Here is a 17516-nt window from a genome sequence, read left to right as displayed (position 1 = left end):
CAGCACGCTCCTGCAGTCATTTTCAGAACGAGAAGCCCATGACTGAGCCACTGCGCATCGTCTTCGCCGGCACCCCGGAATTCGCGGCCGAACACCTCAAAGCCCTGCTCGACAGCCCTTACGAGGTGATCGCGGTTTATACCCAGCCTGACCGTCCGGCAGGTCGCGGCCAGAAGTTGATGCCCAGCCCGGTCAAGCAACTCGCTCTGCAACACGACATTCCCGTGTTTCAACCGCCGACCTTGCGAGCACCCGAAGCACAGGCCGAACTCGCTGCGCTCGAGCCTGACCTGATGGTCGTGGTCGCTTACGGGCTGATTCTGCCGCAAGTGGTGCTCGACATCCCGCGGCTGGGCTGCATCAACAGCCATGCCTCATTGCTGCCTCGCTGGCGCGGGGCAGCGCCTATCCAGCGTGCGGTGCAAGCCGGTGATGCGCAAAGCGGCGTGACCGTGATGCGCATGGAGGCGGGCCTGGACACTGGCCCGATGCTGCTCAAAAGCACAACGGCGATCACCGCCGATGACACAGGCGGCACCTTGCATGATCGCCTGGCGGAACTGGGCCCGGTTGCCGTGCTGAAGGCCATCGCCGGCCTGGCAGATGGCTCGCTGGTCGGTGAAGCACAGGACGACTCCCAAGCAACTTATGCGCACAAGCTCAATAAAGACGAAGCGCGCATCGATTGGTCGCGGCCCGCCGACGAGCTCGAGCGTCTGGTGCGCGCCTTCAATCCATGGCCGGTCTGTCACAGCACGCTCAACGGCGAAGCCTTGAAAGTGCTGGCCGCTCAGGCGAGCGAAGGCGAGGGCGAACCGGGCACGATCCTCAGCGCCAGCAAAGACGGTCTGATCGTGGCCTGCGGACAAGGGGCCTTGCGCCTCACGCGCCTGCAATTGCCAGGCGGCAAACCGTTGGGCTTCGCTGACCTGTTCAACAGCCGTCGTGAGAAGTTCACGACGGGGACGGTGCTCGGCGCATCGGCGGACAGCCAATGAATCCGCGCCTGGCCGCAGCCAAGGCGTTGGCAGCCGTGCTCAGCGGCAAGGCTTCGCTGAACAGCTCTTTGCCCGCTCAACTGGACAAGGTCGAAGACCGTGATCGCGGCCTGACTCAAGACCTCGCGTTCGGCACTGCACGCTGGGAGCCTCGATTGTCCGCATTGGCGGCCAAGCTGCTGCAGAAGCCGTTCAAGGCTGCCGATACCGACGTTCAAGCGTTGCTGCTGGTGGGTCTTTATCAGTTGTTCTACTCGCGCATTCCCGCCCATGCGGCGATCGGCGAAACCGTGGGCTGCGCCGACAAGTTGAAGAAGCCATGGGCCAAAGCGCTGCTCAATGCGGTCCTGCGCCGCGCGCAGCGTGAAGGTGAAGCGCTGCTGCTCGAGCTGGAACACGATCCTGTCGTGCGCACCGCGCATCCACGCTGGCTGCAAAAAGCATTGAAAGCCGCATGGCCGGAACATTGGGAAGCCATCTGCGCGGCCAACAACGCGCATCCGCCGATGATTCTTCGGGTCAACCGTCGTCACAAGACGCGTAACCAGTACCTTCAGCTGTTGCAGGACGCAGGCATCGGCGGCGTTGCCAGCACGTTCAGCCAAGACGGCATCGTGCTGACCGAGCCTGGTGATGTCCGCGCGCTTCCCGGCTTTGCAGAGGGCTGGATCAGCGTCCAGGACGAGGCGGCGCAACTGGCTGCGGATCTGCTGGAGCTGGCGCCAGGTCAGCGCGTGCTCGACGCCTGCTGCGCACCGGGCGGCAAGACGTGCCACTTGCTGGAAGTCCAACCGGGTCTGGCGGGTGTCGTCGCTGTGGATCTGGAGGCCAAGCGCATGGTACGGGTCAGAGAGAACCTTGATCGCCTGGGCCTGAGCGCAGAACTTATCGCCGCCGATGCCCGCGCCACCGATCAATGGTGGGACGGCAAGCCGTTCCAGCGCATCCTGCTCGACGCACCCTGTTCGGCGACCGGCGTCATTCGTCGTCACCCGGACATCAAGCTGACACGGCAAGCAGACGACATTCCGGCACTGGCGACACTGCAGGGCGAACTGCTCGACGCGCTGTGGCCGACGCTTCAAGTGGGCGGCATGCTGCTTTACGCGACCTGCTCGACACTGCCGACCGAAAACACGGAAGTCATGGATGCGTTTCTCGCCCGCACCCCCGGCGCTCGGGAACTGGACATCGCCGGTCAGCAAGGTAATCCGCCGCCGGGGCTGAAGCAGCCTCGCGGGCGTCAACTGCTGGCGCAGGAAGGCGGGCATGACGGGTTCTATTACGCGAAGTTGATCAAGATCGCGGCAGCGTCATAATCCCGGTCTGCCGCGTGCGCGGCAGCTGCAATGACGGTTTTCGACCAAGGCTGTCGAACCCGGTTTCACTCATTACTGCCACTTGGCTGCAGATCGCGGGACGAGCCACGTTCCTGTACAGGGGATGTGGCGCAGCGGCATCAATTCAAGGAGAGATTGATTGAAGATCATCATTCTCGGTGCAGGACAGGTGGGCGGCACGCTGGCGGAGCATCTGGCCAGCGAGGCCAATGACATCACTGTCGTGGACACCGATCAGGATCGCTTGCGTGCACTGGGTGATCGCCTGGATATTCGCACCATTCATGGACGAGGCTCCTTTCCCACCGTTCTGCGTCAGGCCGGTGCCGACGACGCTGACATGCTGGTTGCCGTGACCAGCAGCGATGAAACCAACATGGTCGCCTGCCAGGTGGCCCACACGCTTTTCCACACGCCCACCAAAATCGCACGCGTGCGTGAGTCGGCCTACCTGACGCGATCCGGTCTTTTCAACAACGACGCCATCCCTGTGGACGTGTTGATCAGCCCCGAGCAAGTTGTCACCAATTACATCAAACGCCTGATCGAGTATCCAAGCGCTTTGCAGGTGATCGACTTCGCCGGGAGTAAAGTGCAGCTGGTCGCGGTGAAAGCGTATTACGGCGGGACGCTGGTCGGTCAGCAACTGCGCCAACTGCGCGCCCATATGCCAGACGTGGATACTCGGGTGGCGGCGATCTTCCGGCGTGATCGTCCGATCATTCCGCAAGGCGATACAGTCATCGAAGCCGACGACGAAGTTTTCTTCATTGCGGCCAAAGCCGATATCCGGGCAGTGATGGGCGAAATGCGTCGACTGGAGCAAAGCTACAAACGCATTGTCATCGCGGGCGGCGGGCAGATCGGTGAGCGTCTGGCCGAGGCCATCGAAAACCGCTACCAGGTGAAGATCATCGAGATGAACCCGGCGCGCTGTCGCTACCTGTCGGACACCCTCGACAATACGGTGATCCTGCAGGGCAGCTCTTCCGACCGCGACTTGCTGATGGAAGAGAACATCGACAACGCGGACCTGTTTCTCGCGCTGACCAACGATGACGAAGCCAACATCATGTCCTCGTTGCTGGCCAAGCGACTGGGCGCGAAAAAAGTGATGACCATCATTAATAACCCCGCCTACGTGGATCTGGTGCAGGGCGGAGAAATCGACATCGCCGTCAGCCCCCAGCTGGCCACCATTGGCACGTTGCTGGCGCACGTGCGCCGCGGCGACATCGTCAGCGTGCATTCACTGCGCCGCGGCGCAGCGGAGGCCATCGAGATCGTGGCGCATGGCGACGCGAAGTCGAGCAAGGTGATCGGCAAGGCCATCATGCACATCAACCTGCCGCCGGGCACCACCATCGGCGCAATCACGCGAGATGAGCAGGTGATCATCGCTCATGACAGCACCGTGATCGAATCCGGCGATCATGTGGTCATGTTCCTTGTGGATAAAAAATACATCCGCGACGTGGAGCGACTGTTTCAGGTGGGATTGAGCTTTTTTTAACGAGGAGAACGAAGTGCTCGAATCGCTGGAAAAGATGCTCGCCAAGGGCATGGACAACGCGCTGCTGCGCTTCGGCCTGGGCAAGGGTTATCTGGACCTGGGCGACAGCGCCAAGGCGATCGAACACCTTCAGCGCTGCGTCGAATTCGACCCGAAATATTCGGCAGCGTGGAAGCTGCTCGGCAAGGCGTGGTTGGCGGCGCAAGACACGGCTCAGGCGCGACGGGCGTGGGAGCAAGGCATCCAGGCCGCAATCGGCCATGGGGATAAACAGGCCGAGAAAGAAATGACAGTGTTTCTCAAGAAGCTGCAAAAGCAGGATAAGTGATTGTACCTACGCTCTGCGTGGGTACGCAGCCCGGGCGCTCCGCGCCCATGTGACGCAGAGCGTCACGGGAGGTGTTCCCACGCGGAGCGTGGGAACAATCAAAGGGTGAATCAATACCAGCGCTTCTCGCCCTCGGGCCGCTTCTTGAAGCGCTTCATGGTCCACATGTACTGGCTCGGATACGCCCGCACATATTTCTCCACCACCTTGCTCATCGCCGCGGCCGAGGTTTCGGTATCGGTGCTGTACATGTCTTCAGGCGCAGCCTGCAGCACCACTTTATAGCCCGAGCCATCGTCCAGGCGCATGGCATGCAGGAAGACGCCGACGGCCTTGCCGCCTGCCAGCATGTTGGGCACGAATTTGCTCGTCAGTGCCATGGTCCCGCAAAACGGCACGAATACACCGGCAGATTCAGCAGGCTCAGGATCAGCAGGAATCCCGACCGAGCCGCCTTTGCGCACTTCCTTGATGACACTGAGGATGCCTTCCTTTGTCGACGCCGCGACGCGATTGCCCAGCTGCACGCGCTGCTTGCGCAACAATTCATCGACGGCTTTGAGCTTGGGCGGACGATAGAAAATGATCGGCTTGCACTGGCTGCAATAGAAGTGGTTCAGCACTTCCCAGTTCCCCAAGTGGCTGGTGATACCCACAACGCCTTTGCCGGACGCCAGTGCGTCCTTCAGCACCTGCAGGCCTTCGACTTCGCGCACCAGATTGATCGATTTCTGAGCAGGCCAGATCCAGGCGCAGGCGCTTTCAGTCAGCGTCTTGCCGATGTCCATCAAGCTACGGCCGACCAAAGCCTCGAGCTCGGTGGAGCTCAACTCGGGAAAGCATTTGGAAAGATTAATCCGCGCGACCTCGCGAGAACGGTTGGGCAGTTTCCACATCAGCCAGCCAATGCCGGTGCCAACCCATTGCACGGCGCGCCACGGCAGCAGCGCAAACAGTCGCAACGCCCCAACCATCATGGCGCCTTTGAACTTATCCACAGATCACTCCTGAATCGATGAGGCAGGCATTGTAACCGTCAGTTGCCCTCATGAGGGGAGTTGCAGCCCTATTGCAAGACCGCGCTTGTCCGCCCTCAATTACCCACCGGCAACCTCAATGGTGCCAATCCACCGCAATCACGGGCACCCGCGCCCTAAAGACACGCGTCAACCCCTAAGCTCGGTATGAAGAATCGGGCTGACAGCCCATGACACGGAATACGACTACAGGACCAGCGGAATTCTCTGATTGTCTCCGTGCACCATCGATCCCCAGACTCTCGCTGACTCCCAAATGCTGATGCAAGGAAGCATGCAAACGGGAATACAAAAGACATCGGCAAATAACTCATCAAGCCTGAAATCTCAAAAACACATGCAGGGAGCAAGCAATCATGGCAATGGAAGGTCATTTTTTTATGAAGGAAGCGCTGTTCGGTGATTTGACTTTTCCGGAGCTTGGTACATTTCAGGCATTCTCTGGAAAAGGTATGTACAGGAACCGCGGTGGATGTCGCGCCATTCCAAACGGAGGTCCAATACCGCCAGGTAAATACTGGATCGTCGACCGAGCCGAAGGCAGCGTTTCATCAAGAATACAAACTGGTTTGAAAGACATGTACAACCGCGTCATGAGGGATGCCAAATTTACTCACGACGAGTGGTTCGCGTTATATCGAGCCGATGAAAAGATTGATGACTGGACGTGGATTGACGGAATCCGACGGGGATACTTTCGGCTGCACCCTGGCAGAATTTCAGAGGGCTGCATAACCCTACCCAATAATGGCGACTACGCGACGATCCGAAACACGCTGCTCCAAACCCCAAAGACGCCAATTCCCGGTACGAACAGTCTGATGACTTACGGAACGATAGAGGTCATTTTTCATGATCGAAGCTGTCGTTAAATCAGCGGGGAAATTACTGCTACTGTCAGGGTTGTTCGCAGCACTCGCGATGTTTTCGTATCAATTTTCAGATTGCTTGGTTGATCGTTATATTTCGCTCGAAGACGCGATGACCATCTCAACGTTTTTTAACGGCGATCAAATATCAGAGGCTTTCGAAGTGACACGCGACTACTTGGCGTTTTTGATCAACCTGTCGTTTAGCATCATTATCTACAGTGCGATAAAGGCAATGCATGCGAAGTTTATACACCGCAATACCCTCCAGGAAAACCGCCCTCGGCTGGCTAATGTTCTTGTCTACGCAATAATGCTTCGGATGATCAAAGCACTGTTTGTGTTGGGTATATTCTGGGCATTGCTTAAGTTTCTGCCCTACGAACATTTCATAGATGAGCGTGGTGCACTGCCCATGCAAACGATACTTACCGTAGGCTTGACGAATGCGTTCTCGACCGTGGCCATCTATCTAGGGGTGAAGCGCCTTTGGGGAAAGAGATTTCCTTGATTGCGCCCCAGAAACCGGTCAACCGAAAAACCGGTTTCAAGCGTCAGATACACAGCCCAGAAGAAGCCTCTTCATTACCCCGCCAGATCGGCGTATCGGTCGCAATCCACCGTATGGTCCATGACCATGCCGGTGGCCTGCATGTAGGCGTAGCAGATGGTGGGCCCGACGAAGGTGAAACCCGCCTTTTTGAGGGCTTTGCTCATCGCTTCGGCTTCCGGTGTGATGGCAGGCACTTCACTGCGGTCCTTGAAGTGGTTGATCCGGGGCTGGCCGCCGACGAAGGACCAGACGAACGCCACCGGATCCTCGAGCCGCAACCAGGCCTGGGCATTTTTGCGCGCACCGTTGAGTTTCAGGCGGTTGCGCACGATGCCAGGCTCTTGCATCAGCGTTTCGATCTCGGCATCGGTCATGGCGGCGATGCGCTTCACGTCGAAGTCGAACATCACCTCACGGTATCGCTCCCGCTTCCTCAGGATCGTGATCCACGACAGGCCGGCCTGGAACCCTTCGAGCAATAGAAACTCGAACAGCATCTGCGCGTCGCGCAGTGGCACGCCCCACTCCTGATCGTGATAGTCCATGTAAAGCGGATCTTCGTTGCACCAAAAGCAGCGTGGCATAGGGCTCCCAAGGGTGGAGGCGCTGCTGAATCGGGTATACTCCCGCTCTTTAAATCGCAGCCCCCCAGTACAGGTGAATTTCGTGAGCCAGCCTACGCCAGCCGTGCGTACCTTCCAAGACTTGATCCTCGCCCTCCAGCAATACTGGGCTGAGCAAGGTTGTGTGGTACTTCAGCCCTACGATATGGAAGTGGGCGCCGGCACTTTCCACACTGCCACGTTTCTGCGCGCCGTCGGCCCGGAAACCTGGAACGCAGCCTACGTACAACCGAGCCGTCGTCCTACCGATGGCCGTTACGGCGAAAACCCCAACCGCCTGCAGCATTACTACCAGTTTCAAGTCGTCCTCAAGCCGAACCCGGACAACTTTCAAGAGCTGTATCTCGGCTCGTTGAAGCACGTGGGTCTGGATCCGCTGGTGCACGATGTGCGCTTCGTCGAGGACAACTGGGAATCGCCGACCCTTGGCGCCTGGGGCCTGGGTTGGGAGATCTGGCTCAACGGCATGGAAGTCTCGCAGTTCACCTACTTCCAGCAAGTGGGCGGCATCGAGTGCTATCCGGTGACCGGTGAAATCACCTACGGCCTGGAGCGTCTGGCGATGTACCTGCAGGGCGTGGAATCGGTCTATGACCTGGTCTGGACAGACGGCCCGTTCGGCAAAGTCACCTACGGCGATGTGTTCCACCAGAACGAGGTGGAGCAATCGACCTACAACTTCGAGCACGCCAATGTCGACAAACTGTTCGAGCTATTCGATTTCTATGAAAGCGAAGCGGTACGCCTGATCGAAGCCGAGCTGCCATTGCCGAGCTACGAAATGGTCCTCAAGGCCTCGCACACCTTCAACCTGCTCGATGCCCGCCGCGCGATCTCCGTGACGGCGCGTCAGCAATACATCCTGCGCGTACGCACCCTGGCCCGTTCCGTGGCTCAGGCGTACCTGATGGCCCGGGCCCGACTTGGCTTCCCGATGGCCGCACCCGATATTCGCGATGAAGTGTTGGCTAAGCTGGAGGCTGCACAATGAGTGCTCAAGATTTCCTGGTTGAACTGGGCACCGAAGAACTGCCACCCAAGGCCCTGAATACCTTGGCCGAGGCATTCCTGGCCGGTATCGAGAAGGGCCTGCAGGCCGCTGGCCTGACTTACAGCGCCAAGCAGGTTTACGCAGCACCGCGTCGTCTGGCCGTGTTGATCACCGAGCTTGCGACCCAACAGCCCGATCGCAGCGTCAACCTGGACGGCCCGCCGCGTCAGGCTGCATTCGACGCCGACGGCAATCCGACTCAAGCGGCGCTGGGCTTTGCCAAGAAGTGCGGCGTCGACCTGAGCGAAATCGACCAGAGCGGCCCGAAACTGCGCTACAGCCAAAGCATCGCCGGCAAGCCGACCGCCAGTCTGTTGCCGACCATCGTCGAAGACTCGTTGAACGATCTGCCGATCCCCAAGCGCATGCGCTGGGGTGCGCGCAAGGAAGAGTTCGTGCGTCCGACCCAGTGGCTGGTAATGCTGTTCGGCGAACAGGTCATCGATTGCACGATCCTCGCTCAGACAGCGGGTCGTGAGTCGCGCGGTCACCGCTTCCATCATCCGAAAAGCCTGCGCATCACTTCGCCTGCAAGCTACGTCAGCGACCTGCGTGCCGCCCACGTGCTCGCGGATTTCAACGAGCGTCGTCAGCTGATCAGCAAGCGCATCGACGAGTTGGCGACTCAGCACGAAGGCACCGCAATCGTGCCGCCGGCATTGCTCGACGAAGTGACCGCGCTGGTTGAATGGCCCGTGCCGCTGGTGTGCTCGTTCGAGGAGCGTTTCCTTGAAGTGCCGCAAGAAGCCCTGATCACCACCATGCAGGACAACCAGAAGTATTTCTGCCTGCTGGACGCCGAAGGCAAGCTGTTGCCGCGCTTCATCACGGTCGCCAACATCGAGAGCAAGGATCCCTCGCAGATCGTCCTGGGCAACGAGAAAGTCGTTCGTCCTCGTCTGACCGATGCCGAGTTCTTCTTCAAGCAGGACAAGAAGCAGAAACTGGAGACCTTCAACCAGCGTCTGCAGAACGTCGTGTTCCAGGCGCAACTGGGCACCGTGTTCGACAAAGCCGAGCGGGTTTCCCGACTGGCCGCGTTCATCGCACCCCGCATTGGCGGCGACGCTCAGCGTGCCGGCCGTGCGGGCCTGCTGTCCAAATGCGACCTGGCGACCGAAATGGTCGGCGAGTTCCCGGAAATGCAAGGCGTGGCGGGTTACTACTACGCGCTGGCCGACGGCGAGCCGCAGGACGTCGCACTCGCGCTGAACGAGCAATACATGCCGCGCGGTGCAGGCGCTGAACTGCCATCCACATTGACGGGCTCGGCGGTAGCCATCGCTGACAAGCTCGACACGCTGGTCGGTATCTTCGGCATCGGCATGCTTCCAACCGGCAGCAAAGACCCGTATGCCCTGCGTCGTGCAGCGTTGGGCATTCTGCGTATTCTGATCGAGAAGAAGCTGGACCTGGATCTGATCAAGACCGTGCAATTCGCCGTCACCCAGTTCGGTGCCAAGGTGAAATCAGCCGGTCTGGCCGAGCAAGTCCTGGAATTCATCTTCGACCGCCTGCGTGCGCGTTACGAAGACGAAGGCGTCGACGTGTCGGTGTACCTCTCGGTGCGTGCCCTGCAGCCAGGTTCGGCGCTGGATTTCGATCAGCGCGTGCAAGCCGTTCAGGCGTTCCGCAAGTTGCCTGAGGCCGCTGCACTGGCCGCGGTGAACAAGCGTGTGTCGAACCTGCTGAGCAAGGCCGAAGGCAACATTGCCCAGACCGTCGAGCCAAAGTATTTCGACAACGCCAACGAGTTCTCGCTGTATTCGGCGATTCAGCAGGCTGACCAGGCCGTAGCGCCGATGTCCGCAGGCCGTCAGTACAACGAAGCGCTGGCACGCCTGGCTGCATTGCGCGAGCCTGTCGATGCGTTTTTCGAAGCTGTAATGGTCAACGCGGAAGATGCAAGCGTGAGAGCCAACCGTTATGCGTTGCTGGCACGTCTGCGTAATCTGTTCCTCGGCGTCGCTGACATTTCCCTTCTGGGTTGAGCCGCTGAGGCAGGAGAACAGATTTGAAACTGGTGATTCTCGATCGGGACGGGGTGATCAACGAAGACTCCGACGCTTACATCAAGTCGGTGCAGGAGTGGATTCCGATTCCCGGCTCGATCGACGCAATCGCGCAATTGAGCAAAGCCGGCTGGACGGTGGCAGTGGCCACCAACCAGTCCGGCATCGCTCGCGGTTACTACGACCTGGCCACTCTCGATGCCATGCACGCGCGTTTGCGCGAACTGGTGGCGGAGCAGGGCGGCGAGGTCGGTCTGATCGTCTTCTGTCCACATGGCCCTGACCAGGGGTGCGATTGCCGCAAACCTCGGCCGGGCATGTTGAAGACCATCGCCGATCATTACGGCGTCGCATTACGCGGCCTCTGGTTCGTCGGTGACAGCAAGGGTGACCTGGAGGCGGCGGCGGCCGTCGACTCTCAACCCGTTCTGGTCATGACGGGCAAAGGTCAGAAGACGCGAGGCGGTCCGCTGCCTGCGGGAACGTTGATTTTTGACGATCTGGCGGCAGTTGCCGCAGAACTTATCCACAAAAGCGCCACGTCCACCGACTGATCGTCGGTCTACGGTGCGCTACATCCGGGCAACGCCCGTAACGGTAAAAGCAGCTATGTCGATAGTGCAGGCCATCAGGATTTTCTTCTTTTACCTGCTGCTGGGCACCAGCGCCCTGCTGTGGTGTTCGTTGAGCTTCTTCGTCGCGCCTTTCCTGCCTTTCCGCATTCGTTATCGCTTCATCAATGTCTATTGGTGTCGCTGCGCGGTATGGCTTACCAAGGTGCTGCTCAACATCCGAGTCAATGTCACCGGCCAGGAAAACGTCCCCAAGACGCCCTGCGTCATTGTTTCGAACCATCAGAGCACGTGGGAAACGTTTTTCCTTTCGGCGCATTTCCAGCCTTTGAGCCAGGTGCTCAAACGCGAATTGTTGTACGTGCCGTTCTTTGGGTGGGCCATGGCGATGCTGCGTCCGATCGCCATCGATCGCAACAACCCAAAAGCCGCGCTTAAAGTGGTCGCCAAAAAGGGCGATGAATTGCTGAAAGATGGCGTCTGGGTGCTGATTTTTCCTGAGGGAACACGCGTTCCCTATGGCCAGATCGGCAAATTCTCACGCAGCGGATCTGCAATGGCGGTCAACGCAGAGCTCCCGGTGCTGCCAGTGGCACACAACGCGGGTAGATACTGGCCAAAAGAGGGCTGGGCCAAGAAGCCGGGCACCATCGAAGTCGTTATCGGCGAGCCGATGTACGCCGAAGGCACCGGTCCACGCGCAATCGCTGCGCTTAATGACCGAGTGGCCGTATGGAACGAAGAAACGCAGAAGGCATTGGGCTCACCCGTGACACCAGCAGCTATACCTGAAAAATCACCCGTGTGAATTGTGGATAACCTGTGCACCAAATGTGTGAGATTTTTGAGAATCCGCGCTAAGTCATTATTTCTATTACTTATTTCTGACAGCGACAAACGGACCTCAAACGTGCATAAGTTTTTTTGAGCTGACGTTTGATTCGCTGAAAACATCGGTCTTGAGCCTTCTTGGTCAAGACCGATTTTTTATGCCTGAACACTTCCTTGGCGCACGCTGCACAGCGTCGCGATCCCGATCAGCACCAATCCTCCGCAGGCTGCGGCGACAAACCCCATCGAAGGCGACACGTTGTCGATCGCGAAACCTACCAGCGGCATGGACAACGTCTGTCCCATTCGGTTGGCCGAGTCTTGCAGCCCCATCACCTGACCCCGCACGCTGGGAGGCGCGAGCTCAGCGACCGCTTCAGAGCTCGCAGCGAGGGTCGGCGTGCACAGCAGGTTAGTCGGCAGCAGCGCCAGCAATAGCCACCACCAGACATGGTCGAAGAACGCCACAGGCAGCAGCAACACGCTCATGGTCACGGCCAGTCGCGTCAATGACCAGGAGCGGTGAACGATACCGTGGACAAAGCCACCGGCGATCGAGGCGATTGAGGTGGCGGCGATGACATAGCCGGTGAACGCAATTTCCCCGTTTTCGCGCAGCACCGCAATCAAGGCCAGCTCTGTGCCGAACAGCACGAACAGCGCCCCGGAGCTCACCAGCAAGACACCGATCAGCCGGGCACTCATCCACTCCCGCCATTTCAACTTGACCGATTCTTCAGCTGCAACCGCTTCATGGGGATTGCGTATCGGCCAGTTCAACAGATAAAGCGCGACGTAGGACAACGCTCGCCATACGCCGATACCCACCAGCATCGAGGTCGCTGAGTATTGCGTGATCAACAGAATGCCCACGGCGGGCGTAATCACGAATGAGAGCTCCATGAGCATCGTGTTGAGCGAGTACGCGGGCCGGCGGTAATCTTCCGGCACCAGGCTGGCGATGAACTGCCGGGACAGCGACCCGGTCGGCACGGTGAACATGCCGGCAGCGAATGCCAGTGCCACGAACAGCGTGAAATCCACCAGAGGCAGCATGACCCACGCAGCGGTGGACACCGTTCCGCAAACCGCAACCACAGGACGAAGACCGTGACGGTCCATCATGCGGCCCAACAACGGCGAGCCCACTGCGAATCCTAATGCAGTGGCGGTGCCGACCAGCCCCGCATCGAAGTAACTGCGGCCCATTTCATTGAGCACGTGAAGGCTCAGGGTGAGAGTCATGATCGTAAGCGGCAAGCCTGCGACGAACATGAACAGCGTTGCAGACATCACACGAGGGATGCCCAGCACTTTCTGATATCTGCGAAACGACATCGGTTACAGCTCCTTGAACCCGTTTCTGTCCTGTGGGTAAACACATCGCCAGACCGACCGCCTGGCTTATTCCTTCGGTTGCAGCAGCAACGCGACCAGCGCACTCCAGCCAGTCTGATGAGACGCTCCCAGACCCCGGCCATTTTCTCCATGGAAGTACTCGTGAAACAGCACCAGGTCCCGGCTGTCCGGGTCCAGTTCTAGCTGTGGATAACCGGCCATTGACGGACGGTTTCCCTGCTCATCACGAAGAAAGAGCCTACAAATGCGTAGGGTCAGTCCGTCGGCCACTTCTCCCAGCGAGGCCAGATAACCTGAGCCAGTGGGGTATTCCACAGAGAAATTCGTATCGTAATAGCGATGAAACTCACGCAATGACTCGATCAGCATGTAGTTCAGCGGCATCCAGACCGGGCCGCGCCAATTGGAGTTCCCGCCAAACAGTCGGGAATCGGACTCCGCGGGCTCGTAGTCGGCGCACAGGGTGTTGCCGTTAATGTGCATGCTGAAAGGCTGATCGGCATAATGCCGCGAGAGCGAACGCACGCCGAAGGTCGAGAGAAACTCGGTCTCATCGAGCATGCGCCTGACCAGATCCTTGGTCCGCTGACCACGCAGCAGGGCGAGCAGTAATCGGTTGCCCTTGCCTGGTTCTGTCCACCGAGAGACCAGTGCGGCGAGATCCGGTCGATGTTGCAGGAACCCCAGCAGTCGCTCGCGCAGCCCGTTCAACCCCTCATGTTCCCGCTGTTCGAGCACGCGAACGGCGAACAACGGAATGAGCCCTACAAAAGAGCGCAGTCGCACTGACTCACGCAGTCCGTCTGGGCGATGCAGTACGTCATAAAAGAAGCCGTCCTGATCGTCCCAGAGGCCTGCGACGTCTTGATCGTCAACCTGATTGATCGCGCCCGCGATGTACAGGAAGTGCTCGAAGAACTTCACCGAGATATCCACATACACTTCATTATGCTGCGCCAGCTCCAGCGCGATCCTCATCAGATCCAGCGCGTACGCGGCGACCCACGCGGTGCCGTCTGCCTGATCGAGCTGACAGCCCGGGGCGAGGGCGGCAGAACGATCAAACAGTCCGATGTTGTCGAGCCCGAGGAAGCCGCCCTGAAATATATTGTGGCCTTCCGTGTCCTTGCGATTCACCCACCAGGAAAAATTCAGCAGCAGCTTGTGGAAAACCCTTTCCAGGAAAGCCAGGTCGCCTTGGCCCCGCTGGGCTTTTTCCATCTGATAGACCCGCCAGCAGGCCCATGCGTGCACCGGCGGGTTGGCATCGTCGAAGCGCCACTCATAAGCGGGCAGTTGCCCGTTTGGGTGCATGAAGCGATCTTTGACCAATAGCAGCAACTGATCCTTGGCGAAATCTGGATCGATCAACGCAAAGGCAACCGCCTGAAATGCCAGATCCCATGACGCATACCATGGGTATTCCCATTTGTCCGGCATCGACACGATGTCGAAGTTGCACAGATGCCGCCATTGGCTGTTACGGACATCGGCGCGCTGAGCGGGGACAGGATCGTGAGTTGCATCACCTTCAAGCCAGGCTTTGACGTCGAAGTGATACAGCTGCTTGGACCACAGCAATCCGGCCAGCGCCTGACGTTGAACGTTGCGGGCGTCATCATCTTGAAGACCGTGTTGCAGCGCGCCGAAATACTCGTCTGCTTCAGCGCGACGTTGTTCAAACAATGCCTTGGCGTTGACGTGGGGCGAGCCGACGGGGGCGAAGCGAAGATACACCGCCTGCGATTCTCCCCCGGCCAGATTCAGGACGAAGTGCGCCGCAGCCTTGGTCCCAGCATCACGCCGCACGGCCTGGGGATCGGCTCCCACGAGGTATTCGTTTATGCCGTCCTTGAACGGGCCATCGGCGGGCTTGCCGAAAAGTCTGGGCATGTTGGTGGCGTTCTCACAGAACAACCACTCACATGCATCGCGTCCCCAGGCCGTGACTTCTTTTTCCGCCTCACGAGGATGGCGCGCAATGATCCGAGTTTCGTGCAGCGTAAGGGCAGGGCGCTCACATGCTTCGGGATTCCAACTCCATACATCGCGCGCCCAGATCTGCGGTAAGACGTGGAGACTTGCAGCGCAGTCGGACCGATTGACCACCGTCACGCGCATGAAAATATCGTCGGCGGTGTGCTTGGCGTACTCGATGCTGATATCGAAATAGTGATTGTCATTGAATACGCCAGTATCGAGCACTTCATACTCTGGATCGTTCAACCCCCTGCGGGCGTTTTCCTCCACGAGGTCGGCGTAGGGAAATGCCGCGTGCGGGTATTTGTAGAGCATCCTCATATAAGCATGGCTGGGCAGGCCGTCGACGTGAAAATACAGCTCCTTCACATCTTCCCCATGATTCCCCTCGGCATTGTTGAGTCCGAACAGCCGCTCTTTGAGTATCGCGTCGCGACCGTTCCATAGCCCCAGCGCGATGCACCAGTGTTGCGATTTATCCGAGAAACCGGCCAGCCCGTCTTCGCCCCATCGATAGGCCCGGCTGCGCGCATGATCGTGTGGGAAGTAATCCCAGGCATTGCCGTCCGGACTGTAGTCCTCGCGAACGGTGCCCCACTGTCGATCACTGAGATAGGGCCCCCATTCACGCCACTGCGCTGCATCTGGTCCTTCAAGGCGCGTGCCTTCAACCGTGTCCTTCAAATTCTGACGTCTCGAATCATCGGGCATGTCTACTTCCACACTTAGCGGACGGGGACGACGCTGATATTTCAAAATCTATCGATCAGCGACGTCGGTCAAATTATTGGCTGGCAAGTTATTCACCTGCCGATTACCGATGGCAATTAGACGGGCCATAACTCAGGTGTATCGTTTCAAGGTCGAAACACGGTTTCGATGTGGCGCGTTGTCAGGGAGAGCAGCATCACAGCGGTCAATGGATCAAAACGTCATTGCCCTGATCTCGGGAGGCAGTTTGAGTATGTTGGGTCCTAACCTCCAGACGAAACAATAACTTCAATCTGATCCAGATGCTCACGGCAACCGCGTGATGGGTTTTCACGGTAATCCAGTGGCCAGCGGCACCCATACTGTTGAACCGCCTTGCCGCGCCATTCATTGAACAACCTGCGATGTCGGATGGCAGGTTTTTGCAGCGTATTTCGCATCACGGCTCAAAGGGTTGACGGCGTTTCGGGTGGGAGCAGGGAAGGGCACCGCATGAAGGCTCATTGACGAAAAGCTGTGCCAAAACCCAACAGGATATTGCAGGGAAGGAAGTAGGCATGAAGAGGTTCCAGGTGCTGGACAGTTTCCGCGGGCTGTGTGCGCTGAGCGTCGCGATCTACCATGTGCACATTTCACAAAGCTTCGGCGAGTGGGCATTCTTTCGCAATGCTCATTATCTGGTCAGCTTCTTCTTTGTACTCAGCGGCTTCGTCATGTGTCACACATACGGTCGACGGCTGCAAGCGAACGGGCAGTTTCGGCAATTTTTCATAACGCGAACCATGCGGCTCTATCCCTTGCACGTCTTTGTGCTTGGGCTCGCTATCGGCCTCGAGTGCGTCAAACTGGCAGCCGAACATTCAGGGCTTTCGTTCAATCAGGGCAGCTTTACAGGGCAGCGGGCGCCGCAGGAAATCATTCCAAACCTATTGCTCTTGCAATCATGGTGGCCGGGCTTCAATCCGCAGTCCTTCAACTTCCCGGCGTGGAGCATCAGCGTCGAATATTACATCTACATGATCTTCGCCGGCATTCTGCTGCTTTCTCCCGCATCAGCGCTCAAGGCTTTCGCAGTGCTGTCCTTCATCGCGACGGTCATGCTGTTATTGGGCATTGCGCCTTTGGCCGAACCGGTTCTGCAAGGACTCTCCTGTTTTTTCGCCGGCGTCATGACCTACCAAATCTACCTGATGATTCAGGCGTGGCGGGGCTCCACATGGTTGTTCACCGTGTTGGAAGCCACCGGGATCACGCTTGTGGCCATCGCCATGGTTTCAGATCTGCCACAGAAACAGATCATGCTGACTCTGCTGTTCTGTGCCGTGATTCTGATGTTTTCGTTCGAAGGAGGTCTTTTGTCGAAGGCATTGAAAGCAAAGCCCTTTGAGCAACTGGGCACACTGTCTTACTCGATATACATGACACACGCGATGATTCTGTTTACTGCCACGCTGAGCCTTCTCATGGTTGGGAAGTTTAGCGGGCAATCCTGGGTGACTTACCCCACCGAAGGGCCTGGGCCTTACCTGTCGTTCAATAACCCGATCCTGGACAACCTGCTGTTGGTAGCCTTGCTCGTCGTCATCATTGCCCTCTCTGCATTGACCTACCACTTCGTCGAATTGCGGGGAATTCAGTGGGGGAAACGTTGGGCCAGGAAGGGTGATTTGATGCCTGGCGCAAAGCCGGCCAACACGCCGGTTTAGTCAGTCCTGTCCAGTCCTGAAATAGGTTTACAC

Annotated in this window: 15 protein-coding genes; 11 read left to right on the top strand and 4 right to left on the bottom strand. The window is 58.4% G+C overall.

Going from position 1 to position 17516, the window contains the following annotated elements:
* Positions 1 to 38: 38 nt before the first annotated feature.
* From fmt to AAGQ88_RS00130, 4 genes are all read left to right on the top strand, one after another.
* Complete coding sequence (fmt, locus tag AAGQ88_RS00145; RefSeq protein ID WP_342654102.1) at positions 39 to 998, top strand: methionyl-tRNA formyltransferase; 960 nt, start codon at positions 39 to 41, stop codon at positions 996 to 998.
* The gene (gene rsmB / locus AAGQ88_RS00140) at positions 995 to 2317 is read left to right on the top strand and encodes a 16S rRNA (cytosine(967)-C(5))-methyltransferase RsmB (RefSeq protein WP_342654101.1); all 1323 of its coding nucleotides are present in this window, start codon (positions 995 to 997) and stop codon (positions 2315 to 2317) included. The genes fmt and rsmB overlap by 4 nt, the downstream gene beginning before the upstream one ends.
* Positions 2318 to 2477: 160 nt before the next feature.
* Positions 2478 to 3851, top strand: a complete 1374-nt coding sequence (gene trkA, locus AAGQ88_RS00135) for a Trk system potassium transporter TrkA (protein ID WP_342654100.1) — start codon at positions 2478 to 2480, stop codon at positions 3849 to 3851.
* A gap of 34 nt (positions 3852 to 3885) precedes the next feature.
* Complete coding sequence (locus tag AAGQ88_RS00130) at positions 3886 to 4179, top strand: tetratricopeptide repeat protein (RefSeq protein ID WP_342655899.1); 294 nt, start codon at positions 3886 to 3888, stop codon at positions 4177 to 4179.
* Positions 4180 to 4289: 110 nt separating this feature from the next.
* On the opposite strand, the gene AAGQ88_RS00125 is transcribed toward AAGQ88_RS00130, so the two are convergent.
* Positions 4290 to 5177 carry a lysophospholipid acyltransferase gene (locus AAGQ88_RS00125; RefSeq protein ID WP_342654099.1) on the bottom strand — a complete coding sequence of 296 codons (888 nt, stop codon included), beginning with the start codon at positions 5175 to 5177 and terminating at the stop codon, positions 4290 to 4292.
* A 395-nt stretch (positions 5178 to 5572) separates the two neighbouring features.
* On the opposite strand from AAGQ88_RS00125, the gene AAGQ88_RS00120 reads away from it, so the two are divergent.
* Both AAGQ88_RS00120 and AAGQ88_RS00115 read left to right on the top strand, forming a co-directional pair.
* Positions 5573 to 6088, top strand: coding sequence for a DUF2778 domain-containing protein (locus tag AAGQ88_RS00120; RefSeq protein ID WP_342654098.1), 516 nt, complete (start codon positions 5573 to 5575; stop codon positions 6086 to 6088).
* Positions 6069 to 6596, top strand: a complete 528-nt coding sequence (locus tag AAGQ88_RS00115; protein WP_342654097.1) for a hypothetical protein — start codon at positions 6069 to 6071, stop codon at positions 6594 to 6596. Before AAGQ88_RS00120 ends, AAGQ88_RS00115 begins: the two co-directional genes overlap by 20 nt.
* 74 nt (positions 6597 to 6670) lie before the next feature.
* On the opposite strand, the gene AAGQ88_RS00110 is transcribed toward AAGQ88_RS00115, so the two are convergent.
* Positions 6671 to 7222, bottom strand: coding sequence for a DNA-3-methyladenine glycosylase I (locus tag AAGQ88_RS00110; RefSeq protein ID WP_342654096.1), 552 nt, complete (start codon positions 7220 to 7222; stop codon positions 6671 to 6673).
* Between the two features lie 82 nt (positions 7223 to 7304).
* Between AAGQ88_RS00110 and glyQ the strand changes: the two genes are divergently transcribed.
* The 4 genes from glyQ to AAGQ88_RS00090 are packed head-to-tail and all read left to right on the top strand — an operon-like array spanning position 7305 to position 11704.
* Positions 7305 to 8252: a glycine--tRNA ligase subunit alpha gene (gene glyQ / locus AAGQ88_RS00105; RefSeq protein ID WP_093466546.1), complete on the top strand. Its 948-nt coding sequence runs from the start codon at positions 7305 to 7307 to the stop codon at positions 8250 to 8252.
* The gene (gene glyS / locus AAGQ88_RS00100; protein ID WP_342654095.1) at positions 8249 to 10303 is read left to right on the top strand and encodes a glycine--tRNA ligase subunit beta; all 2055 of its coding nucleotides are present in this window, start codon (positions 8249 to 8251) and stop codon (positions 10301 to 10303) included. Before glyQ ends, glyS begins: the two co-directional genes overlap by 4 nt.
* Positions 10304 to 10326: 23 nt before the next feature.
* Entirely contained in the window at positions 10327 to 10878 is a 552-nt protein-coding gene (gene gmhB, locus AAGQ88_RS00095; RefSeq protein ID WP_342654094.1) for a D-glycero-beta-D-manno-heptose 1,7-bisphosphate 7-phosphatase, read from the top strand.
* A 55-nt stretch (positions 10879 to 10933) separates the two neighbouring features.
* The gene (locus tag AAGQ88_RS00090; RefSeq protein WP_342654093.1) at positions 10934 to 11704 is read left to right on the top strand and encodes a lysophospholipid acyltransferase family protein; all 771 of its coding nucleotides are present in this window, start codon (positions 10934 to 10936) and stop codon (positions 11702 to 11704) included.
* A gap of 179 nt (positions 11705 to 11883) precedes the next feature.
* On the opposite strand, the gene AAGQ88_RS00085 is transcribed toward AAGQ88_RS00090, so the two are convergent.
* Together AAGQ88_RS00085 and AAGQ88_RS00080 are read right to left on the bottom strand one after the other, a co-directional pair.
* Positions 11884 to 13065, bottom strand: a complete 1182-nt coding sequence (locus tag AAGQ88_RS00085) for an MFS transporter (protein WP_342654092.1) — start codon at positions 13063 to 13065, stop codon at positions 11884 to 11886.
* Between the two features lie 66 nt (positions 13066 to 13131).
* Positions 13132 to 15777 (bottom strand): glucosidase, encoded by a 2646-nt coding sequence (locus AAGQ88_RS00080; RefSeq protein ID WP_342654091.1) that lies wholly within the window; start codon positions 15775 to 15777, stop codon positions 13132 to 13134.
* Between the two features lie 557 nt (positions 15778 to 16334).
* Between AAGQ88_RS00080 and AAGQ88_RS00075 the strand changes: the two genes are divergently transcribed.
* The gene (locus AAGQ88_RS00075) at positions 16335 to 17483 is read left to right on the top strand and encodes an acyltransferase (protein ID WP_342654090.1); all 1149 of its coding nucleotides are present in this window, start codon (positions 16335 to 16337) and stop codon (positions 17481 to 17483) included.
* The last annotated feature ends 33 nt before the right edge of the window (positions 17484 to 17516 follow it).

The organism is Pseudomonas sp. F3-2, assembly GCF_038804275.1.
Classification (GTDB): domain Bacteria; phylum Pseudomonadota; class Gammaproteobacteria; order Pseudomonadales; family Pseudomonadaceae; genus Aquipseudomonas.
The sequence above is the reverse complement of the archived record's forward strand: the minus strand, read 5'-3'. Positions and strand labels throughout refer to the sequence as shown.